Source organism: Lysinibacillus sp. BNK-21 (genome assembly GCF_048684915.1).
Taxonomy (GTDB): Bacteria; Bacillota; Bacilli; order Bacillales_A; family Planococcaceae; genus Lysinibacillus; species Lysinibacillus capsici.
In genome coordinates, this window is the sequence record NZ_JBLQTS010000001.1 from 3,086,477 (window position 1) to 3,109,293 (window position 22,817).

General features: G+C 36.1%; 22 protein-coding genes. 10 read left to right on the top strand and 12 right to left on the bottom strand.

What is annotated here, in order from left to right; translation table 11 throughout:
- The first annotated feature begins 20 nt into the window (after positions 1–20).
- The 5 genes from ACMGGO_RS15870 (at position 21) to ACMGGO_RS15890 (ending at position 4,938) form a co-directional block, all read left to right on the top strand.
- Complete coding sequence (locus ACMGGO_RS15870) at positions 21–479, top strand: PTS sugar transporter subunit IIA (protein WP_054550682.1); 459 nt, start codon at positions 21–23, stop codon at positions 477–479.
- On the top strand, positions 476–739 hold the full coding sequence (locus tag ACMGGO_RS15875) for a PTS sugar transporter subunit IIB (RefSeq protein ID WP_004232490.1): 264 nt from the start codon (positions 476–478) through the stop codon (positions 737–739). Before ACMGGO_RS15870 ends, ACMGGO_RS15875 begins: the two co-directional genes overlap by 4 nt.
- A 33-nt stretch (positions 740–772) precedes the next feature.
- Positions 773–2,041 (top strand): PTS ascorbate transporter subunit IIC, encoded by a 1,269-nt coding sequence (locus ACMGGO_RS15880; protein WP_054550681.1) that lies wholly within the window; start codon positions 773–775, stop codon positions 2,039–2,041.
- Between the two features lie 252 nt (positions 2,042–2,293).
- Positions 2,294–3,280: a BMP family lipoprotein gene (locus tag ACMGGO_RS15885; protein WP_420282037.1), complete on the top strand. Its 987-nt coding sequence runs from the start codon at positions 2,294–2,296 to the stop codon at positions 3,278–3,280.
- Entirely contained in the window at positions 3,277–4,938 is a 1,662-nt protein-coding gene (locus tag ACMGGO_RS15890; protein WP_420282038.1) for a methyl-accepting chemotaxis protein, read from the top strand. Before ACMGGO_RS15885 ends, ACMGGO_RS15890 begins: the two co-directional genes overlap by 4 nt.
- 59 nt (positions 4,939–4,997) lie before the next feature.
- Here ACMGGO_RS15890 and ACMGGO_RS15895 read toward each other — a convergent pair whose 3' ends face one another.
- Complete coding sequence (locus tag ACMGGO_RS15895; protein ID WP_103117696.1) at positions 4,998–5,756, bottom strand: SDR family NAD(P)-dependent oxidoreductase; 759 nt, start codon at positions 5,754–5,756, stop codon at positions 4,998–5,000.
- A 164-nt stretch (positions 5,757–5,920) separates the two neighbouring features.
- Between ACMGGO_RS15895 and ACMGGO_RS15900 the strand changes: the two genes are divergently transcribed.
- The 3 genes from ACMGGO_RS15900 (at position 5,921) to ACMGGO_RS15910 (ending at position 9,173) form a co-directional block, all read left to right on the top strand.
- A complete protein-coding gene (locus ACMGGO_RS15900) occupies positions 5,921–7,102 on the top strand; it encodes an AraC family transcriptional regulator (protein WP_420282039.1) in 1,182 nt (393 codons plus the stop codon).
- Positions 7,103–7,236: 134 nt separating this feature from the next.
- On the top strand, positions 7,237–8,235 hold the full coding sequence (locus tag ACMGGO_RS15905; RefSeq protein WP_420282040.1) for a permease: 999 nt from the start codon (positions 7,237–7,239) through the stop codon (positions 8,233–8,235).
- A gap of 11 nt (positions 8,236–8,246) precedes the next feature.
- The gene (locus ACMGGO_RS15910; protein ID WP_054550675.1) at positions 8,247–9,173 is read left to right on the top strand and encodes a TIGR03943 family putative permease subunit; all 927 of its coding nucleotides are present in this window, start codon (positions 8,247–8,249) and stop codon (positions 9,171–9,173) included.
- A 34-nt stretch (positions 9,174–9,207) separates the two neighbouring features.
- Here the strand turns inward: ACMGGO_RS15910 and ACMGGO_RS15915 are convergent, their stop codons facing one another.
- Positions 9,208–10,494 (bottom strand): NtaA/DmoA family FMN-dependent monooxygenase, encoded by a 1,287-nt coding sequence (locus ACMGGO_RS15915; RefSeq protein WP_420282041.1) that lies wholly within the window; start codon positions 10,492–10,494, stop codon positions 9,208–9,210.
- A 195-nt stretch (positions 10,495–10,689) separates the two neighbouring features.
- Here ACMGGO_RS15915 and ACMGGO_RS15920 point away from each other — a divergent pair, with 195 nt between their 5' ends.
- Positions 10,690–11,160 (top strand): hypothetical protein, encoded by a 471-nt coding sequence (locus ACMGGO_RS15920; protein WP_420282042.1) that lies wholly within the window; start codon positions 10,690–10,692, stop codon positions 11,158–11,160.
- A 31-nt stretch (positions 11,161–11,191) separates the two neighbouring features.
- Here the strand turns inward: ACMGGO_RS15920 and ACMGGO_RS15925 are convergent, their stop codons facing one another.
- The 10 genes from ACMGGO_RS15925 to ACMGGO_RS15970 all read right to left on the bottom strand — a co-directional run bounded on the left by ACMGGO_RS15925 (position 11,192) and on the right by ACMGGO_RS15970 (position 21,570).
- Positions 11,192–12,322, bottom strand: a complete 1,131-nt coding sequence (locus ACMGGO_RS15925; protein WP_259949978.1) for a CamS family sex pheromone protein — start codon at positions 12,320–12,322, stop codon at positions 11,192–11,194.
- Positions 12,323–12,603: 281 nt separating this feature from the next.
- Positions 12,604–12,999, bottom strand: a complete 396-nt coding sequence (locus ACMGGO_RS15930; protein WP_048389675.1) for a VOC family protein — start codon at positions 12,997–12,999, stop codon at positions 12,604–12,606.
- A 220-nt stretch (positions 13,000–13,219) separates the two neighbouring features.
- The gene (locus ACMGGO_RS15935; RefSeq protein WP_131519623.1) at positions 13,220–14,137 is read right to left on the bottom strand and encodes a D-alanyl-D-alanine carboxypeptidase family protein; all 918 of its coding nucleotides are present in this window, start codon (positions 14,135–14,137) and stop codon (positions 13,220–13,222) included.
- Positions 14,138–14,225: 88 nt separating this feature from the next.
- Positions 14,226–15,320: a sensor histidine kinase gene (locus ACMGGO_RS15940; RefSeq protein ID WP_244205601.1), complete on the bottom strand. Its 1,095-nt coding sequence runs from the start codon at positions 15,318–15,320 to the stop codon at positions 14,226–14,228.
- A gap of 22 nt (positions 15,321–15,342) precedes the next feature.
- Entirely contained in the window at positions 15,343–16,035 is a 693-nt protein-coding gene (gene vanR, locus ACMGGO_RS15945; protein WP_420282329.1) for a VanR-ABDEGLN family response regulator transcription factor, read from the bottom strand.
- A gap of 220 nt (positions 16,036–16,255) precedes the next feature.
- Positions 16,256–16,843, bottom strand: a complete 588-nt coding sequence (locus ACMGGO_RS15950; RefSeq protein ID WP_066038246.1) for a pyridoxamine 5'-phosphate oxidase family protein — start codon at positions 16,841–16,843, stop codon at positions 16,256–16,258.
- A gap of 159 nt (positions 16,844–17,002) precedes the next feature.
- Entirely contained in the window at positions 17,003–17,803 is an 801-nt protein-coding gene (locus tag ACMGGO_RS15955) for a DUF817 domain-containing protein (protein ID WP_066038245.1), read from the bottom strand.
- A gap of 202 nt (positions 17,804–18,005) precedes the next feature.
- On the bottom strand, positions 18,006–19,433 hold the full coding sequence (locus ACMGGO_RS15960; protein ID WP_004232450.1) for an amino acid permease: 1,428 nt from the start codon (positions 19,431–19,433) through the stop codon (positions 18,006–18,008).
- Between the two features lie 268 nt (positions 19,434–19,701).
- Positions 19,702–20,607, bottom strand: a complete 906-nt coding sequence (rocF, locus tag ACMGGO_RS15965; RefSeq protein WP_048389666.1) for an arginase — start codon at positions 20,605–20,607, stop codon at positions 19,702–19,704.
- 375 nt (positions 20,608–20,982) lie between these two features.
- Positions 20,983–21,570: a TetR/AcrR family transcriptional regulator gene (locus ACMGGO_RS15970; protein ID WP_420282043.1), complete on the bottom strand. Its 588-nt coding sequence runs from the start codon at positions 21,568–21,570 to the stop codon at positions 20,983–20,985.
- Between the two features lie 126 nt (positions 21,571–21,696).
- Here ACMGGO_RS15970 and ACMGGO_RS15975 point away from each other — a divergent pair, with 126 nt between their 5' ends.
- The gene (locus ACMGGO_RS15975) at positions 21,697–22,689 is read left to right on the top strand and encodes an NADPH:quinone oxidoreductase family protein (protein WP_420282044.1); all 993 of its coding nucleotides are present in this window, start codon (positions 21,697–21,699) and stop codon (positions 22,687–22,689) included.
- The last annotated feature ends 128 nt before the right edge of the window (positions 22,690–22,817 follow it).

Genomic DNA, 22,817 nt, shown 5'->3' on the forward strand with positions numbered 1-22,817 from the left:
TTATGAAAGGAGGGTTGTCCTTGCTAACCAAGCTGTTGACAAAAGATTGTATACAGCTTGCAAACTTTGTCCGATCATGGCAAGAAGCAATTCATTTAGCGGCTAGCCCATTAGTACAACAACACAAAATTGAACAGCGCTATGTCGAAGCCATGATTCGATCTATTGAACACTATGGTCCTTACGTTGTCATCACACCCAAAGTAGCCATTCCTCATGCACGGCCATCTGATGGGGTTCTTGAACTAGCCATAAGCTTGCTACGATTACAAAAGCCTGTTTTTTTTAGCCCTAATCAGCCTGTCTACCTACTAATTGTGCTAGCTGCCATTGACAATGCTTCACATCTACAGGTGTTGGCTGATTTGGCATTAGTCTTACAAGAACCCGATCAGATTGATGACCTAATCGCCTGTCAACATGCGGACATGATATGGGAGAAAATCAAACAATATACGACAAAGGAGTCAACAGAATGAAAATTTTAGTCGTGTGTGGGAGCGGTTTAGGAAGTAGCTTTATTTTAGAATTGAATGTTAAAAAAGCATTAGAAGTATTGGGGAAAGATGCAGAGGTAACGCATACAGATTTAGCGTCTGCCAAGGCGGAGAAAGCAGATATTTATTTAGGGGCAGCAGATATCGTGAATGAATTAGCGAAAGACAAAGGAATCATTGTGAGCATCGTAAATATGATGAGTATTTCAGAAATAAAAGAAAAGCTTGAACCGTTGCTTTAAGCATTAAAAATTTGGATAGGATGAGGTGTTGGTATGTTAGATGTTATCATGCATGACATTTTAGGAACACCAGCTATATTAGTCGGCCTATTCGCTTTTATTGGTTTACTTATTCAAAAAAAATCAAATTCCACTGTTCTGTCAGGTACATTAAAAACGATAATGGGCTTTGTCATCCTCGGAGCTGGTGCCACTGTCTTAATTGGCTCTTTAGATCATTTTAGTAAAATGTTCGATCATGCCTTTCAAGTACAGGGAGTCATTCCCAACAATGAGGCCATCGTGGCAGCTGCTCAGACTAATTTTGGTACAGCTACTGCACTAATCATGGTATTTGGTATGATTATGAATCTACTATTTGCGCGATTTACGCCATTAAAATATATCTTTTTAACTGGACATCATACATTATTTATGGCTTGTTTAATCGCCGCTTCATTATCAGTTGGAGGGATGAGTGGTACACCTCTTATTCTTGTTGGGTCTATCATTCTTGGACTTTGTATGGTCGTGTTCCCTGCCATTTTACAGCCGACAGTTCGACAAATAACAGGGAGTAATGACTTTGCTGTTGGTCACTTTGGCAGTGTTGGCTATTATGTTTCTGCAAAGATTGGTAAGCTCTTTGGTAATAAAATGAAATCCACAGAAGATATACAGGTTCCGAAAGCATTAGGCTTTTTACGAGATACCTCAGTTGCTATTTCTTTAACAATGAGTGTGTTCTTTGTAATTGTTGCCCTTTTTGCTGGCCCTTCCTATATTGAGTCACAATTATCAGCTGGCTCAAATTTTATTATTTTCGCTATTATGCAAGCGATTACATTTGCAGCGGGTGTTTATATTATTTTAGCAGGTGTACGGATGTTAATTGCTGAAATTATTCCAGCCTTCAAAGGCATTGCAGATAAACTTGTACCAAACACAAAACCAGCACTTGATTGTCCAACCATCTTTCCTTTTGCACCAAATGCCGTTATTATTGGTTTCATTTTTAGTTTTATAGCAGGGCTGGTTTCCATGTTTATACTCCCCTTCATCGGACTAAAAGTCATCGTACCAGGTCTTGTTCCACATTTCTTCACAGGTGCGGCGGCGGGTGTCTTTGGAAATGCTACTGGCGGTAGAATTGGTGCGATGTCCGGAGCCTTTGCCAATGGTTTATTAATTAGCTTTATTCCAGCCATACTCCTTATCTTTATGGGAGACATTGGCTATGAGGGCACAACCTTCGGTGATTCAGACTTTGGGGTAATCGGCATTATTATTATTAATTTATTAAAATTATTCGGCGCTGTTTAGAACATATAAAGCCTGACGCTATTTGCGTTAGGCTTTTATAGTGCTGTACATACAAGAAGTGCTACGAAAACCTTTATAAATCAATTACTTTATTAGTAATCTAGCTTTATATTATTAACTTATTATGTATATAGAAATGATTCATTATTCTTAGACATCCTAAAAATTTTTTGCACGGATGTCTGACATCAGACTAAAAATATTAAGTTTTTGCCGATATATATTTTATACACAACAGGAGGTACACAAAATTTGAAGAAATTATTCACTAGTTTTCTTTTGATCACTCTGTTGATAGCAGGCTGTTCCTCAGCACCGACAGAAACATCAACTGAAGGATATAAGATAGGAATTTTACTATCAGATGCAGGACTAGGCGATGAATCATTTAATGATTCCGCTTTTAAAGGCTTAGAAAAAGCGCGCGACGAGCTAGGCATTTTGTTTGATTACAAAGAGGCTCCTGATGGTAAATACGAGGAAAAGCTGAATGAACTTGTAGCAGAAAAATATGATATCATCATTGGTCTCGGGTTCTCTGTACAAGAAGCACTAGAAAAGACTGCAAAACAAAATCCCTCTCAGCAATTTATACTGATTGACGGGCAATCTGATATTAACAACATCATTTCGATTACCTTTAAAGAACAAGAAGGTAGCTTTTTAGTTGGCATGATTGCCGCTATGACAAGTAAAACAGGAAAAGTTGGCTTTATTGGTGGAGCAGATGCTCCTGTTATCCATCACTTTGAAAATGGTTTTATCGAAGGAGCACGTTATGTACAGCCATCGATTGAAATTATGAGTGACTATGCTGGTACCTTTGACGATACCCAGGCTGGTGCAGCAATAGCAGAAAGGTATATCAAAAATAACGTTGATTTTATTTACCATGCAGCAGGCTTTACTGGCTTTGGGGCGATAAAAAAGGCAGAGGAAATGGGGATCTATGCAGCAGGTGTTGATATCGATCAGTTTTTTGTTGCCGAAAAAACAGTTGTCACATCCATGCTTAAAAATGTTGATCTAGCCGTCTATCAACTCGCTAAGACATTAGTAGAAGATGGTAAAATTACAGAAAAATCCTTTGCATTAGGTTTAGCGGATCAGGGTGTGGGACTAGCAGATATTCGTGTAATTCAACTGACAGCTGAGCAACAGACTGCTATCGAAAAAGCCAAAGAAGCCATTATTTCAGGTACGATAAAAGTTACTGCGGAAAAGAGGAATGACCAGTGACACTACGTAAGAAATTATTTATGAACACATTGATTCCAATCGTATTGGCTATGGCTATGATTGGCTTTATTATCCTACAAACATTCACGATCCAAACAACAGCACAGGATGATACGAAACTTTTACTTACAGTGAAAGAACTAGAGCAAAGTTTAGTTGTTGCCAGCCAATCTTTAAATAATTTTACCTACCTGGATAGTGAAGCCAATAAAAACGAAGCGCTCGCTATTTTACAAGAAACAAAAAGTAATTTAGAGGCATTAGCCTCTCTAACGAGAATACCTGAACATCAGACAATCGTCGAAAAAATAGCTAGTAAATTTGAAAATCTAGAAAAAGCGACTGAAAGCGGGTTTCAAGAAAACAATCGCTCTGAAATTAAAAAGCAGTCCATCAGAATTAAAGGAATTTTAAACGATATGTATTTGCTCAAAAAAGAAACGAACGAATGGTATCAAGAAATGATCCAAGTAACGAAGCAAAAAATAGGTTTCATTACAACCTCTACCATCATAGGTAGTGTACTATTAATTATTGCTACGATACTTTATTCCTATGTAGCTGCGAAAAGAATTACCAAACCCATTAATCAGATTGTAGATTTCGCACAGGCTGCAGCAACAGGAAACTTAACAATGGATACTTCTACCCTTTCCTATCAAGCAAACAGTCGATATGAGATTGATCAATTAACAAAAAGCTTTGCAGACATGATGAATAATTTAAAAAGTACTGTACAATCCATTGATAATATTGGAAAGGATGTTAATTTGTTTACACAAGAAGTGACGAGCCATATGAACAATATTCATGAAAGTAGTAATCAAGTCGCTACCTCAACCGACGAATTAGCAAAAGGCAGCTATACGATGTCCGAAGACATTCAATCAGTGGCACTCCAAATGAATAATATGGCAGATCAATTTAGGGATGTTATGCGTACGAGTGAGCAATCGGCTGACACTGGTAAACAAGCTCTGGAGGCTGTTCAAAATGGTCAATATTCATTAGAAAAACAATCTTCCATTGCAAAGGATATATCAACCACATCACTTGATATTAAGGAAGCTGTAACTCAATTTTCTCAATTCACTTCGGAAATTGAAGGCGCAGCCAATGCTGTCCATACGATTGCTAGCCAAACAAATTTATTAGCACTAAATGCTGCCATCGAGGCTGCAAGAGCTGGAGAAGCAGGCAAAGGGTTTGCCATTGTTGCCGAGGAGGTTAAAAAGCTCTCTTCTGAAACGGAGAATGCTACGAATTTAATCACTTCAATGGTCTCGCATATTCAAGATGGCATTACGCACATCCTTACTACGGCTGAACGAGGTTATCTGCTGTCAAATGAGCAATCTCAATCCATGGTAGAGACAGAACAATCATTCTCTGTTATTACCATGCACATAACAAATATCCATCGCGATTTACAAAACCTCACAAGAGAAATGGCACAAACGAATGAAATGAGCCAGCAAGTAAATAGTACCATTGAAAATATTTCTGCTATTACAGAAGAAACGGCTGCTGGCACAGAAGAAATATCGGCATCAACGCAAGAACAGCTGCTTTCCTTCCAAAAAATTAGTGCTAAGATAGACGATCTTGAAGCTATGATTAATACGTTGATGAATGAGCTCAAAAAATTCACCCTATAGTGATTCGATTCATTACCGCAAAAAATCCAGTGAAATGATTCACTGGATTTCTTCTTTCATTATAAAGTTAAACCACCATCTACTAACACAATAGAGCCTGTCATATAGCTTGCTTTGTCCGATGCTAGGAATACTACCATTTCTGCTAATTCCTCTGGTTTTGCATAGCGTCCCATTCTCATATTTGGAATCTCCTCTGGCACATAGCCACCTGTTTCAAACATCGCAGTTACACTGTTTGTTAATGCCGTTTCTACTCCCCCTGGACAGATACCATTGATCCGAATACCTTTTTTTACATACTCCAAAGAAGCTGATTTTGTTAAACCCACTACTGCATGCTTACTTGCAGAATAGACAGCCATACTGTGCTCACTGCGAACTCCTGCTGTAGAAGCTGTATTTATAATTGAACCGCTTCCTTGTCCCTCCATTACTTTTAAAACATATTTTAAGCCAAGGAATACACCCTTCACATTAATTGACATAATACGGTCATATTCTGCATCTTCAATCTCTGTTAGTGGAGAAATTTTCTGAATAACCCCAGCATTATTGAAAAATACATCAATACGTCCGTACGTATCAACAGCAGTATTGACATATTTCTGAACGTCTTCACTTTTTGAAACGTCTGCCTGAACGAAAATACCTTCCCCGCCTTGTTCTCTAATCAAGCTTACTGTTTCTTCCCCTGTTTCTTTGTTGAAATCCACTACCACCACTTTTGCACCATTGCTAGCAAGTTTCAAGCTGCTAGCTCTTCCAATTCCGCTTCCTGCGCCTGTTACAACTGCAATTTTATTCAAAAGATCCATCTTCTATTCCTCCCTAACATTTTAAAGTCACTGTCTATTTTATTGCTACTTCTCCTTTATTTATTGTATTATTCTACACAAAATAGTACTTTCTCAATGTCTATCCAATAAAAATGTAAATGCTTTCATTTTAATAGAATTATTACGAACTGGAGTGTAGGAACATGAAAATTAACACTATTGATCTTCAATACATCAGCCAATTAATCTATGAAACACATCATCTTCCAGTCACTTATATTAATTCATTAGGAAAAATAATCTTTGACTATTCATCAACAAATAATCCTTCTTACATTTCTTTAAAGGAACAGTTGAAAACATATCCTTACCATAAAGATTCTAATGCCTATCCAATTTTTTTCTCTTATGCTGAGTTTAATTTTTTCTATATTAATGTGCAGCAAGAGGATCAATATTTAGGTGTAATTGTAGTTGGCCCTTCCCTTTCGCCAGAAGTGGAAGACATAAAGACAAGTGTTAATCAAGAGCTGATTCCTATTCTTCATTATCAACAAAGTTTAGCCATTAGTTTATTTGTGTATTACGCCATCTATCAAAAGAAATTAAATAAATCTGCTGTCATTTATCACAACCAAGCATTAAGACCTCTCATTCGTCATGAGGAAAATACTACGCTTGAGCTCTCTTATGCAAGAAGAAATGATATTGTTCATACAAATCTTTACTATGAAAAAATATTGTTAGACAATGTGAAAAATGGGCGTATAGAGAAACTAAATGAAGTTTTGAATTATTCCATTGTTGAGCAAGCAGAACTTGGAATACTATCAAAACGCAATAATTTAAGAAGTGTTCAATATTTGATGATTACAGGAATTGCACTTATTTGCCGTGCAGCAATTGAGGGTGGTTTAAATGAAGAAACAGCCTTTACATTAAATGATTTTTACATTCAAAAGCTAGAGGATCAAAACAGTTTAATCGAAATTCTTTCGTTAATGGAGGAAGCTATTTACGACTATACAAGCCGTGTATCACAGGCAAATACAAGGAAGTATTCTGGACCCATTACTACCTGTATCCATTTTATTGAAAATGAATTATATGGAGATCTAACACTCGACCAGCTTTCAGCAACTTGCCACCTAAGCCCCAATTATCTTTCCTCCTTATTTAAAAAGGAAGTAGGTACTTCCTTTAGTGAATATATTCAGCAGCAAAGGATTGATGAGGCGAAAAAACTCTTAACATTTACCAACTATCCAATCCTAGACATCGGTTCATTACTTAATTTCACAGATCAAAGCTATTTCATTAAAGTTTTCAAAAAATTTACGGGAATTACCCCTAAACAATATAGAACTAAGTATTCTCATAAATAATTCGATATAGAGGGAAAGTAAAAAGATGGTAGAAATCAATTTTTACTTTCTCTTTCCTTTTTTGAAGTACTAACAATATCATCTATGTCATATCTTGAATTAAAACGTAACCATTACACTTTAAGGAGGTCTATGTGGAACGTCTCCATTTTTCTAAATATGTATTGAATTTTTGGCTGCTCTTCATTTTATTCCTAGGCATGCTACCACTACTGTTATACAACGTCTCAGCTTTAAACGACCTTAGTTCCTCTCTACTCAATTTAAATACGATATTTTTAAGTATTTTAATTGAAGCATTACCATTTGTCTTAATTGGAATACTGATTGCTGGCTTTATTCAGATTTTTATAACAGAGGAACATATCCAAAGGTGGATTCCTCGAAACCCTGTGATGGCAGTTATCATGAGTTGTCTTGTAGGTGCATTATTTCCAGCCTGTGAATGTGGGATTGTTCCGATTGTTAGAAGATTGATTGTCAAAGGCGTACCTATACATGCAGCTATAGGCTTTATGTTAACTGGTCCACTTATTAATCCCGTTGGTATTCTTTCTACTTATATGGCATTTGGAAATGATTTAAGAATAGCGAGCCTTCGAATGCTTGTTGGCTTTGTCATCGCTATTGTAGTAGCATTACTTATCAGCTTATTTTTTAAAGGCTCCCAATTTAAGAGCTCTTTACAGCCCTACTCATTAACATTCCCTAGTCAACAAACATCCTTCTTCACCAAATTATTAAATATGGTCAAACATGCCATCGATGAATTTTTTGATATGGGTAAATACTTAATTATCGGGGCATTTTTAGCTGCCTTTGTACAAACCTATATATCTACCAAAACACTCGTAGCCATTGGAGAAGGTGGACCCTCCTCCATTCTAGTTATGATGGGCTTAGCCTTCATTCTGTCACTTTGCTCTGAGGCAGATGCCTTTATTGGCGCATCCTTTAGTGCTATTTTCTCCACTCCATCCATTCTTGCCTTTCTTATTTTTGGCCCTATGATCGATTTGAAAAATACCATTATGTTGATGAGCGTATTTCGTTTAAAATTTGTTTTTTGGTTAATCGTCTTAGTGGCTACAGTTGTCTACATTAGTATATGGATTCTTTCAGCGTATCTCTAAGGGGGAAAACCATGAAATTTCACGTTCAACAAGCGCTCAGAGCCTTCATGTTACTCGCCTTTTCGGCTATGATTGCCAACCTACATTGGACCGGAGAACTAACAAAATTTATCAACCCTAAATATGAAGGGCTGAGTAAAACAGCCGCCATTTTATTTTTTATACTATTTCTTGTTCAAGTGACAAGAATTATATCTTTTTCAAAGGTTCCCCATTCATGTGATCAAACGGGACAAGCATGCTGCTCCCATCACGACCATGGTCACACAGCCTTTACCCGAAAAAAAATGATAGCCTACCTCATTATCATGACACCAATAATGACAGGCTTCTTCGTGCCAGCAAAAATTTTAGATGCATCCATCGCTGATAAAAAAGGTGGTGCATTTATTCTCACCCAGCAAAATCAATCATCTAAAATAGAGGATTACCTCACTTCAAATGAAACGATTGATGAAAACATCTATGATGAACATGAAGCTGATCCCCGACTGACGGAGGAAAAACAGGAAATGACAAAAAAACAATATGAGCAATTAAAGCAACAGCTATCCCAACAATCCATGCTAAAAATGACCGATGAGGACTACACGATTTATTATGAAGAAATTAATCAAAATTTGGCTAACTATTTGGGGAAGAAAATACAGTTGAAGGGCTTTGTTTTAAAAGAAGAAAATTTTACAGAAAAGCAACTAGTGATTTCAAGATTTCTTATTACGCATTGCGTCGCCGATGCCAGTATCGTCGGCTTTCTGACAGAGTTTTCGGACGCTCCTACACTCACAGAAGATACATGGATTGAAGTGGTCGGTACAATTAGTCAAACAACATATGAAGGTGCAAGCTTACCTGTTATCCATATTGATGATTGGGTAACAATCGAACAACCTGAATCACCTTATCTTTATCCTATTAATATTCGAATGAGTTTCTAGCAATAAAAGGGCAAAGCTTATGGCTTGCCCTTTTTCAGCTATTAATAGGGGATTGCACATCTAAGCCTAAATGGGAGCGTAATGTGCTACCTTCATATTCAGCTCTGAATAACCCCCGCTCTACTAACATGGGAATAACGTCGCTAAAGAACAAATCCAAAGATTTCGCAGGTCCGCCTGGTATGGCAATAAAGCCATCCAATGCACCCTCTTCATAAAAAGTAACGATTTGATCGACAATATCCTGTGGTGTACCGATTGCTACAAGGTGGGCTGAGCCAATTACCTCTGGGCGTGCTAACAATACTGCGACAGTTGGTTCATTGTTTACAATATAACGACGTACCAAATCTGCATGTGTTTTACTACGTACTTGTTGATCTTTTGATGGCAGCATATCAACCGTTACCTGATCTTCAAGTGCCAAATGACGAACATCCATGCCAATCACAGATTCTAAAGCACTGTAGCGCCGCTCAAGTGTTAAATGTGCATGTGCTTGTCGGTGCATTTCGAGTGCTTCTTCATATGTATCCCCTATAAAGAAATAGAGTCCGGGTAATAAGCGAATATCGTCGGCTGAACGACCTACTTCTATAGCCTGCTGACGCAAATCATTACGCATCTCAATACCCACCTCCATGGCTGGTGTAGCCGCAAAAATCGCATTGGAAACAGTAGCCGCAAATTGCCGCCCAACATCCGACGCTCCTGCTTGGAAGAGTGGAATCTCTCCTGCTGGATGCATTGGGAGATTTAAGGGACCTTTTATATGGAAAAATTCGCCTTCATGCTCAATTGGCTTAACAAGCTCTTTTATTTTCTCTAAATTCCCATCCATTTCTAATGTTTCATAGGGATAACTATGCCATAGCTGCTTGACCACCGCTGTACATTCTGCAGCTTTAGCATAACGCTCCTCGGAAGAAGTCATGGGCTCATTGCTGAAATTATGGGCGCCATCTATAGAGGTTACGATATTCCATCCAACTCGTCCTTCGCTAATCCAATTTAAGGACTGCAATTGACGCGCAATCAGATAAGGTGGCGTAAAGGATGTGGAAATCGTTGTTACTAAGCCAATCTGTTTCGTTTCTCTTGCCACCATCGCCATTAAAAAATTAGGATCTAAGCCAACTGTTCCTTTCATTTTAGCCATTAATTCTGGATGAGCTGTTAAATAATCCGCCTTAAATACAAAATCTAATTTCGCTGCTTCAGCACGCTGCGCAAATGCAATATGTTCTTCTATCAAGGCACCCTGTTTGCCATGATTACCGTAAACAGCTAAATGCATTCCAATAATAAGTTGTCTTTTCATTGCTACTCTCCTTCTTTTTAATTGATAACGATTATCATTTTCATAATAATCATTCATGGCAGAGATTGCAATGAATGACTATTAAGTTTTTGAAGGTCCTCTACAAATGAAAAATAAGCAACCAAACTAATATTTACTATAAAGTTAAATAAAGGTATTATTGAGATAATTCAAAAATATTTAAGCGGAGGAATCATGGGAAAATTTACCTCTTTATTTATAGTTACTCTTTGTATATTTCCAATTGGTGAAGCATCTTTTATAGAAGATCCTATACTCCAACCATCTATTCCGCCGAACCTTGGTGCTTCTGCTGAGGAATCTTATTCTACCCCCACAGCTGAAAAAAGTGATGATTCTCTTCTTACAACGTCTTCTACCTTTCCAACTGGTCAGGGTTCGATGAGCTTTAATTTTAAAGCACCTAGTAATGGCACTGATACAATTCAAATTTATGTGAAAAATAACAGCTCACAATCTATTAGGTTTATATTAACTGCACCTAATGGAACGGTTTGGATAGACGGAGAGATCATTAAATCTGGACAATCATTTACTTCAACTTACGAGTTGGATGCAAGCCAAGCTGGTCAATGGTTCATGAAATTTGATAATAATGATGGTTCTTCAATTACAGTAGATATAAATACAAGTTACGAAATTTAATATGGAGCTTCACCCTTTAGCTTTTTTCTATTCAAATAGGTGATGCAAAAATTTGTTTTTCCGTTGGGTCCCAGAGAACAATTCCAACATCCTGCTTCTGATCGATTACCCGAATGGTGATGGGGATATAGTCAAATAAAATTGTATTTATTTTTGTACTAGTGAGCTGTAACAAGCCAATTAATTCAATATCATTAACCAGTGGTACGTGTATTTCTAGATTAATATCTGTTAATTTGCCATCTTCATAACGAAGTTTTCCCATGATTTTAGGATTTAAATGTTTAAATCCACCTTGAATATCCTCTTTATAAATTAATAATTTATTATACATATTTTGGTCCAAACTATATAAAGCATCTGATGGGAATATATAATGCTTTTTATCTATATCAAACCATTTTGTTATGGTATCTGCATCTTTAGGAATAAAGGTTTCAGCTAAAAATATGCCTGGAATAATATCGTTTATATTAGATTCTTGATATAAAGTTAAATAAATAGGGACTCTCGGATATTTTTCATTTTTTCTAATATCCTCAAGAATCCTTTTAGCTACTTCCTTACCATAATTTTTAACATCGTTGATATCATCATCATTTTGGTCTACTTTCACTTGGCCTGTGTAAATTAAACCATTGGCATCGGAAACTCGTATATCATAAAATTCATTTAACGAGATCGCGATCGATAGTCCCTCTACTTTGTTATTTTCTTTATTAATAAAATTTTGTTCTAACACATGTGAGAGAATCAAAGGATACTTTTTTTCATCCTCTAGCACATTGTCACTTCTAGTTTCAATGGCTGGATTTAACCCAATACCTTCATCTGTTTTTCTACTTAACCATTGGCTGATCATTTTCTCTTCCAGATATTGACCTTCCTGCATATAAAACTTGTCAGTTGAGAAATGATTCACCGATAAATTCATGAGTCCTCTTTCAATTTCATTAATATTTAAAGCATTATTCATATTATTGATGATTGAACCTCTAGCAATATTGACTTTTGCAGGCTGTTGAATCTCATAGACCTCCTTTTTCTGTATCGATGAAATATATTTTTTCTCATTAGCAGTAACACTTTCGTCCTCACTACTACAAGATGCTAAAATCAATATTGGTGCGAATAAAAATAACATAAAGCTTCTTTTTTTCATTGCTATTTCTCCTTGCATACTATGTATCATTTGATAAATTATCTCATTCAACGATACCAAATTTACCAAAATAAAACATTACAAATTTACAAATCTCCCCATTTACCTATCATATGATCAAAAAAGACCTATGCTCGTTTTCTCGAACATAGGTCTTACTGCTTTCAACTGCTAATGAGTGGGTTTTTCACTACATTGGAGTGGCTCTCACACTTTTAAGAGCGGGTTTTCGCTTCTTTAGGAGCGGGTTCCCTCCTTCTTAGAGCGATTTATCCTCAATACTATTTGGCATTTTTATCGGGCTGGTGAATACCAAATACATTGCCTTCCGTATCAATATAATAGCCTTGCCATGCCATTCCTGGTAATGCGTACTTTGGCATGGCTACTTTGCCCCCGTTTTCAAGAATTTTTGCTTCCGTTACATCATAACTTTCAACACCCATTGTACAAGCAAAGCCATTCAACGCTTGGTTTGTTTCTGGTGGAGGCCCTTGGCGTTGCATTAAAGCACCGTTAATGCCAAGTTCACCATCTTCACCTGTCACGGCACCGAAGTAAGGCATGCCTGCATATTCACTCCAGTCCTGAAATGACCATCCAAAAACTTCCCCATAAAAATCCTTAGCCCGATCCATATCACTTACATGAATTTCAAAATGAACTAATCTCCCCATAGTATCCTCCTTAAAGATGAATGTATTTGATCATATTTACTATATATCATTTTTCTGAAGATTAAAATTAATAAATTATTTCTGCCATACCAACAACACGTTGGTTTATAGAGACTTATATGGAATCTCCCATCTATTATTCAATTCTATTATTTTTACAACTACAAAAAAGTGTGACTAGAAAATGAATTATTCTCTAATCACACACTATTAGGGCTAGTTATAATTGACTATATACCGAAATGGCATCGGTAATATTATATTGCTCCGTTCTAGGGCTGCCGTCCGCTCCTACTGTCACTAGCACATATTCTTGTCCATTTATAAGGGCTAAGCTTGCTAAACATAAGCCTGCATCTTCTGTATAGCCAGTTTTTCCACCTAAAATTTCCCCTCCTGGCAATGCACTTGACGTCATATGCTGAAACATGCGACTGGTAAAAGTAATGCCTTCCGGATGAAGGTTTGTTGATTTTATAGAATATCTTTCTGCTGTATAAACATTTCGAAAATCATCGTTTGTTAAGGCGTATTGTAAAAGTAAAGACATATCCTTTACAGTTGTATAATGATCTGAATGGTGGAGTCCAGTTGTATTCACAAAGTGCGTATTTTTCATGCCTAGCTGCTGCGCCTTTTCGTTCATCAGTTTCACAAATCCACGTTCTGACCCCGCAACATATTCAGCTAAACCTAGTGATGCCTCTGCACCTGATGGCAACATAGAGCCATACAACAAATCTTCTACTGTCAGCTTTTCATTTGGGAGAAAGCCCGCCACTGACGCATTTTCCTCTAATAAATCCCGAAAGATATGTTTAGGTAAAATGATTTCTTCTTGTAAATTGGAGATCTGCTCTATCGCGACTAGAACCGTCATCATTTTTGTCAAAGAAGCAGGATAAATCTTTTCCTCACTTTTTTTATCTAAAACAATTTGATTTTCATCCAAATTCACTAAAATTGCATTCGAACTGTACATATCAAGATCGAGCATATGCTGACTGGCTGTTTGTACTACTTTTGGTGCATGATCTATTTCCTGACGTAAAGTCATTGGCGATTCTTTCAATAGTAAATAAACGAAAATCAGTATGGATAAGAACAATAAACTCAATATACCTTTTCTCTTGAACATAAAAACAACTCCTTCTCTTTATGCTTTTATTCAACCATAAAAAAAGGAGCTTATTTTTAATTTACTATTAGTGAATTCTTAAGGTTTCTTAAGAATTGGTTGGAATCATCACGGTGAATACGGTTGTATCATTACTAGAAGTTGCGGTAATGGTTCCGCCATGGGCCTGTACAATTTCATTAGAAATGGCTAAACCAAGCCCAGCACCTCCTGTTTGGGTAGACCTTGCACTATCTAAGCGGTAAAACTTTTCAAATATCATTTTTAATTTTTCAGGAGGGATCGTCTTCCCTGTATTCGTAAACGAAATAAATGTCTGATTATTTTCGCTTTGCGCACTAATTTCAATTGTACTATTTGGATCACTGTAGGCAATTGCATTTTTTAAAATATTATTAAATACCCTTGCTATCTTATTACCGTCTGCATAGATAGTAATATCTTCATCTAATTTGACGATGGCTTTTTGACCCTTTGGTGCCAGCAATGGATAAAACTCGTCGGCCACTTGCATTAACATATGTTGTAAAGGAATAGAATCTTTCTCTAAAATGATGGATTGTAAATTAAACCTGGTTATTTCAAAAAATTCATTGATTAGTTGTTCCAGTCTATAAGATTTATCTAATGTAATCGTCACATATTTTTCTTTCTGCTCTACCGGCATATCCCTCGCTTCATCTAAAAGACTTAAGTAGCCAATAATGGATGTTAAAGGTGTTTTAATATCATGCGCTAAATAGACAACTAAATCATTCTTTCGTTGCTCAGCTTCTTGTGCATCCCTTGCACGCTTTTCTAATTTATATTTCACGTTATTTAATTTTTTTTCCAAAAAATCGAGTTCAGCTGGGAGCTCAATTTCCTTCCCTGACTCATCAGCAAGCATGGTAATACTTGAACTAATTTGATGAAAATATCGGGTAAATCGAGACAAGGCGATATAGAAAATAATCAATAATAATAAAATAAATCCTATCGCAAGCCAAAGCGATTTATTTTGTCGAAATAACACATGATAGGCATTGCTTGCAGCATAATAATCAAGTTGCAAGACATTTTCACAAAAAGCAATAAAAGCATCTGCAAAGGGAGCTTGTAAGACCCCATCAATAAATGCAAAATTAATAAAAAAGCCTATGATGCTAGCGATGACAAGTATCGAAATAATTTGTAGAACCATTTTCCTTTTCAGTTTGCCAAACTCATTTTTCAATGGTATACCCCACTCCCCAAACCGTTTTAATATACTTTGGGTTCTCCGCAGCATCCTTCATTTTTTCCCGTAAATGTCGAATGTGAACCATTACCGTGTTATTGCTGCTAAAGTACTTTTCCCCCCAAATTTCTTGGAATAATTGCTCTGAGCTAATAACTGTCCCTCGATTTGCACATAAATACCAAAGAATAGCGAACTCCGTAGGTGTAAGGGATATGTACCTTTCATTTAAAAAGACTTGTCGTGTGTTTTTATTAATCACCAAGCCAGCAAAATCAATGATATCTTCCTGTTGCTTCGAACCTTGGTTGTAGAAAGTAAACCTTCGTATTTGTGCCTTTACACGAGCAACCAACTCTAATGGACGAAATGGCTTTGTTATATAATCATCTGCTCCCAGAGAAAATCCATTTATTTTATCGATTTCTTCTTCCTTTGCCGTAAGCATTATCACTGGAAAATTTAGTGTTTCTCGGATTTTTCGTAAAATAGTAAACCCATCTATATCAGGCATCATAATATCCAGAACAGCTAAATCTACTTTCTCATGCTCAATACATGCCAAAGCCTCTTGAGCCGTATAAAACTTAAATACATGATAGTTTTCATTTTTTAAGTAAAGTTCTATTAAATCTGCAATTTCCTTTTCATCGTCAACAACTAATATATTCAACTGTATTGCCCTCTCCTTCTCCCCACTTGTTTTCCAATGATTTTTCACAGGCATTATAGCACTTACGCATGACTATATCTATTATTAGGGTAGTTAGATGAAAACATCTTTCCAGCTCTACTTTTAATAAGTTTATATTAACAAAATCATAGATAGCTTCATAATGAACTATTACTACATCAAAAATAAGCTTAGGTTATATCCCAAGCCTCGCATTTTCTGGTAATTAATTTGTTGGATTGATTGCTGTAGTAGTAGATTTTCGACTCATATCCTGTGTTACCACTCTACCTGCGTAATATAGCATTTGTTTATTTAATTTATTCTCTTTTACAGTTATACTGGTCGGTTTCACTTTGAGAACAAGCGTTTTGCTCCCTAAAGATGACTGATATTTTTCGATATGCTTTTTTGATAAAGGTGCTTGGTAATAATCTGGTACATATTTATCAAGCATTGCCTGCATAGCAGCAGTAGCTTCATTTAAATCAGTAACAAATTCCACCAAACCATTTGCTACTACACTTATATAAGCCGTATCAGTCTTAGCAGGAATAGGGTCTACCATTGTTCCATAATTTTCACTTATTGTGATACATGCATTCCGATTATTTGTTAGAATATCTATTTTTCTTCCTTCGTTGGCACCATGAAAATAAAAACTTCCGTCTTTGTAAACATAATTTAGCGGAATAACATATGGCATATGTTGATCTACCAAACCAAGAAATGCAGTTTGTGCGCCTTCTAATAATTGTTTAATTTGTTTTTCATCTGTACAAGCTCTATTTATCATCCGAATATCTGTTACCATTATCATTCCCCCTATCCTCTTCTAAAAAGGAGTCTACAGCAGTATTGCACGTTAAAAAAGGGACAGTTTGATGAAAGGGCATGGGTACAAGGTAAAAATACTAGTTTATCAAAAGCCCATACTATTTTCTTAGAAGTTCTCTAGTTCTACAAATGAATGTCATATATTGAATGATTTCTTCTCCAAATTTTCACCTACATTACGATAGAATAGTTTAAGTTGCGCAACAATCATAATGCTAATGACTACAAGTAAAAACCATGAACTGATTTTACCAAAATGAACAATCGACCAAGACACCTCTTGATTCGGATAGGACCATGCTCCAAAGAACGTTGCAATATTTTCAGCAATCCAAATGAAAAAGCCAATCAAAAAGAACGATACAACGATGGGCATTTTAAAGACTTTGTTCCGTACTGTAAATTTTACAACAGTACGATAAAACACAATAAATAGTAGTGCCATTAACAGCCATCTAAAATCATAAATAAAATGGTGTGTGAAAAAATTCAAGTAGATAATGGCTCCAAGTGGAATAGCTACATAACTTTTTGGCCAGCTTACAATTTTTAAATCAAACCTACGCCAAGCTTGGCAAATATAACTTGCTACACTCGCATACATAAATCCGCTATATAAAGGCACACCCCCTATTTTTGTCCACGCCTCTTCAGGATATGACCATGAATTGAAATTCACTTTATATAGTTCGAGCACGAGCCCAATAATGTGAAACAAGCAAATGACTTTTATTTCATCCTTTGTTTCTAAACCAAATTTATACATCAAGTACTGAGTCAATAGACAAATCGCCAGAATAAAGTCATATCTTCCTACCCCAGGTATTTGAATGACTTTAGAGAGTGCAAGTGTAGCAAATATCACAACAGGAAAAATACAAGATAATGATTGATGATACGTAAAGACTCCTAAGTCTTTAATAAAATTCTTCAACATGAATCCACCTCAAATGAACTTGTTCATAATTAAATTGCTTCTTGTATGAAGAATAAACGATAAATTATCTTATTTCAATATTTATTTATCGAAAAACAATAAATTTTTCTCTTATTACTGGAACTATTCTTTGTTAAATACGTCTTTGTTGTTGCTTATCTATGAAGAAAAGAGTAGCCATGTAAGTAGCTACTCTTTGATATTAAAGATATATTTTTTGATTTAATTTTAATTGGACTTCTTGTTGGTTTATTTCTAAATTCGTCACTTTTTTCACTTTTAAATAATAAACGATATAACAACCAATGAAGAATGCTCCACCACAGTAGAGTGCTAAACGTTGAGCTGGATCAAAAGCCAAGCTTGCCATAACAATACAGTTCGCTAATAAACCTAAAATAGGGATCACTGGATACAGCGGCGCTTTGAATTTTAAATCCTCTACTTTTCCTCCTTGGCGTATATAGGAGCGTCTAAATGCAATTTGAGATGCTGTAATCGCAATCCAACCAATTTGTGCACCTAAGCCTGCTAGAGATAATAACCACACAAAGACTGTATTAGCAGCAAATACACTTGACAGTAAAGACAGACCTGCTACAGCGAGTGTGATTAGTAATGCATTCATTGGGATACCTCTTTTATTAACTTTCCCTAAAACGGGACTTGCCATCTTTTCGACAGATAGTGAAAACAGCATACGTGTTGCAGCATAAAGACCCGAGTTTGCGACAGATAATAAGGCTGTTAGGATAACAAAATTCATAATATCTGCTGCATATGGAATACCTATGCTATCTAATACGACTACAAATGGACTTTCCACCACCCCTGCTTTATCCATTGGTATCATTGCTGCAAGTACAAATACGGATAACACAAAGAAGAACAGCGTACGCCAAACAGTTTGCTTAATAGATTTAGGGATAGTCTTTTCAGGATTTTCACTCTCCCCAGCAGCAATACCAATCAATTCTGTACCCTGGAATGAAAAATTCACGGTAATCATTGTAATAAGCAGTGCTGTTACACCATTAGGAAACAATCCACCCTCATAAAAATGAGTAAGGAAAGGGGCATTTGTTCCATCTTTCATATCGATTAGCCCAAACATAGCTGCTCCACCAACCGCAAGGAACATAATAATTGCCAATATCTTAATGCTGGAGAAGACAAATTCTGCTTCACCAAATGCTTTTGCTGATAAACCATTCAATACAAAGAGTAGTGCTGCAAATATTAGGCACCACATCCATACTGGTGAATCAGGAAACCATCTTTGCATTAGTTGTCCAGCCCCTAAAAACTCAAGAGCAACAGTTACTGCCCAACCTAGCCAGTATAGCCATCCAACGGCAAAACCAGTAGCAGGACCGATAAATTTCGTTGTGTACGTTTGGAATGAACCTGATACCGGCATAGCAACAGACAATTCACCCAAACATAGCATTGTTAAATACATAACTGCTCCGCCTACTAAGTAAGCTAGGATGGCACCAGTTGGCCCAGCTTGGTTAATCGTGTAGCCTGATCCAAGAAAGAAACCAGTTCCAATACATCCGCCAAGTGAAATCATAAATAAGTGTCTTGCTTTCATACTTCTTTTTAATTCATATTGTTCTGCTGCCATAAAAAACTCCTTACATTCATTATCTGTGTAAGCACTTTCTTTTTTTCGTACAAAACAGATAACAATCTAAAATTTGAATGTTAATAGATAAACTGTTTTATATATTTTATGAACTGTCAATTTTCTGACAAAATAAAGGCTATTGAATAGCTAAATTGTATTGTAAACTTACTATAGGGAGAGCTATTTTCTTATAGTTGGTTGTCGCGACCTAATTTTTTAAGAAAAGTTCTTCCTTCTGGGATACAAAATGACTTCTATTCATGGCTTAAAGTAATGTATCGCCAAATAGTGAGCTGATTAAAGCTACCGCAGCAATAGCCGTTTTATTGTATTGATCTAATACAGGGTTTGTCTCAACAAATTCTGCTGAAGTAATAATATTTGCTTCTGACAGCATTTCCATAGCTAAATGACTTTCACGATAGCTAATACCACCTGCTACTGGCGTGCCTACACCTGGTGCATCATTTGGATCCAGTCCATCTAAATCTAATGATAGGTGAACACCGTCTGTGCGCTCCTTTAAATAGTCAATCGTTTCTGACATTACTTTCGTCATTCCTAAACGATCAATTTCATGCATCGTGTATACTTTAATACCAATTTCCTTAATAAGCTTTTTTTCTCCAGGATCTAAATCTCGAGCACCAATGATAACAACGTTTTCAGGCTTTACCTTTGGAGCATAGCCTCCGATATTTGTAAGTGCTGGATGTCCAAGGCCCAAGCTTACAGCTAAAGACATGCCATGGATATTTCCTGAAGGAGATGTTTCACCAGTATTTAAATCGCCATGGGCATCATACCAAATGACACCTAGATTCTCATAATGCTTGGAAACTCCTGCTAATGTTCCAATAGCAATACTATGGTCTCCACCTAAAACTAAAGGAAAACGGTTTAAAGAAATTTCATGGTCTACTTTTTGGCCTAGCTTCTCGTTACTTTCTGTGACAGTTTTTAAATTTTTTAAGTTTGTCTTTCCTTCTGCGTCTTTATCTTCGTGTACGAAGTCAATAGTTAAATCCCCTTCGTCGTAAATCGAATAACCAAGTCTCTCAAGTCGTTCAGTTACCCCCGCATATCTGATAGCACTTGGTCCCATGTCTACGCCTCTTCTTGTTTGACCTAAATCCATGGGCACCCCAATAATTGTCACTTCTTTATTCATGATGTTTTCTCCTCTCCAATAATTACTTTCACAGTATAAAGAAATTGCAACATTGACTCAACTCGACATTATTTTAAATTTTTATACAGTTTAAATTATTAAAAACATAGATTTATTCTTGTATAAACGATTGCATAAACGCTATTTCAATGCATAACAAAACATTTTTTTCCTTTTTAATGCGTATTTTTGTAAAAAATTACTAAACAAAATATTAAAACTGTTCTTTTTTTATAGTTTTTTCCGAAAATTTTGACGGTAATTTTATCTATAAATGCAATATGTTAATAAACATTTTCCAAAATCATTCAATTATTCTTCTTTTTTACGGCAAAAAAAAGCCTTACTACAATAGTAATAAGGCTTTTCAATTGCCTATTTTAATAATCGCACAATACTATTCAAACAGGTTTCTTTATAAAATTTATGTTGTTCTTCTAAATCGCAGGTTAACCACTGAATTAATGAACCATCAATCATTGCCCTCATCATTTTTGCATAGGTTAAGGAATCAATGTCTGAACTAAAGACACCTTCTCTTTTTCCTAATTCAATAATTTCTTGTCCAATTCTCCAGCAATTCTCATAAAATTTTAAGTTAATTCTTTTGTACTCTTCATTGCTATTTGCCTGAGCTAAAAAGTCTAAATAAACCCTGTAAAATTTTCTATTTTCTATAGGCGATACAAATACAGCATTTAAGTAGGCATGAAGCTTGTCTATAGCTGTTTGATGCTTGCCTATTTCCTGTATTTCATAGCTGTAGATTTTGTTCGTAGTGGATTCAAGTAATTCTAATAAAATGTTTTGTTTGCTTGTAAAGTAGTAATGAACTACCCCTTTTGAGACACTGGCATGATTGGCTATGTCTTGTAGTGTAACCTTATCATAACCTAATTGTGAAACAGCGTTAAAGGCTGCTTTCATAATCTGTTTTTTACGTTCTTCCTCTTTCTTTTTCATAGGAGCCTCCGATGACTTGATAGAAGTTATTATACATGAAGAGTAGCAACAATCCAATTTTATGTTGACCGGTCAGAATAATTTTGATACTGTTTAATGGAATAAAATTGTAGGGGGACGTTTACGATGACGGCAGAAAATTTTAGTGCGTTAGTAGTCAATAAAGATGATGCATTTACAGTGAAAGTGAACAAGTTAACTTTAGAAGATCTACCAAAGGGTGAGGTATTAATTAAAGTTAGTTATTCAGGTATTAATTATAAAGATAGTCTTGCCTCTATTCCTGATGGTAAAATCGTTACGTCTTATCCTTTTGTTCCTGGCATTGATTTAGCTGGGACTGTTGTTTCTTCTGAGGATTCTCGCTTTAAAATTGGTGACGAGGTCATTGCGACTAGCTATGAAATAGGTGTTTCCCATTTTGGTGGCTTTAGTGAATATGCCCGCATCCCAGCGCAATGGATTGTACCGCTTCCAAAAGGACTTTCCCTTAAAGAGGCTATGGTAATTGGTACTGCAGGATTTACAGCTGCATTATCTGTTCAAAAGTTAGAGGAAAATGGTATTCATCCTGAAAAGGGGAAAATTCTTGTGACAGGGGCTACAGGAGGTGTAGGTAGCTTTGCTGTATCTATTCTTTCAACACTGGGTTATCAAGTTGAAGCGAGCACAGGAAAAGAATCTGAACATGAATATTTACAATCACTCGGGGCTACTACAATAGTAAATCGTGAAGAGGTTTATGATGGAAAAATTAAAGCATTAGGCAAACAAAAATGGGCTGCTGCTGTTGATTCTGTTGGTGGAGAGCCACTTGCCTCATTATTAAGCCAAATTCAATATGGTGGGGCTGTTGCATGTAGTGGTTTAACGGCAGGTACACAGCTTCCTACAAGTGTATTTCCCTTCATTTTAAGAGGCGTGAGTTTACTTGGAATTGATTCTGTTTATTGCCCAATGGACATTCGATTGAACATTTGGCATCGACTAGCGACTGATTTCAAACCAGCAAACCTTAATAATTTTATTCAGCAAGAGGTAACACTACAACAACTTCCTGATGTTTTACCTATTTTACTGAAGGGTCAAGCAAGAGGTAGAATCCTTGTTGCATTATAAGGAGTTTAATTAAGCTTCCTTCTTTATTCTATTTCCCAGAAAATAATTCTAGATGGCAAATAACAACATACAGCTACTACGCAAAGCGAGCGTGGTAGCTTTTTTTATTGTTGACATCTCCCTGACAT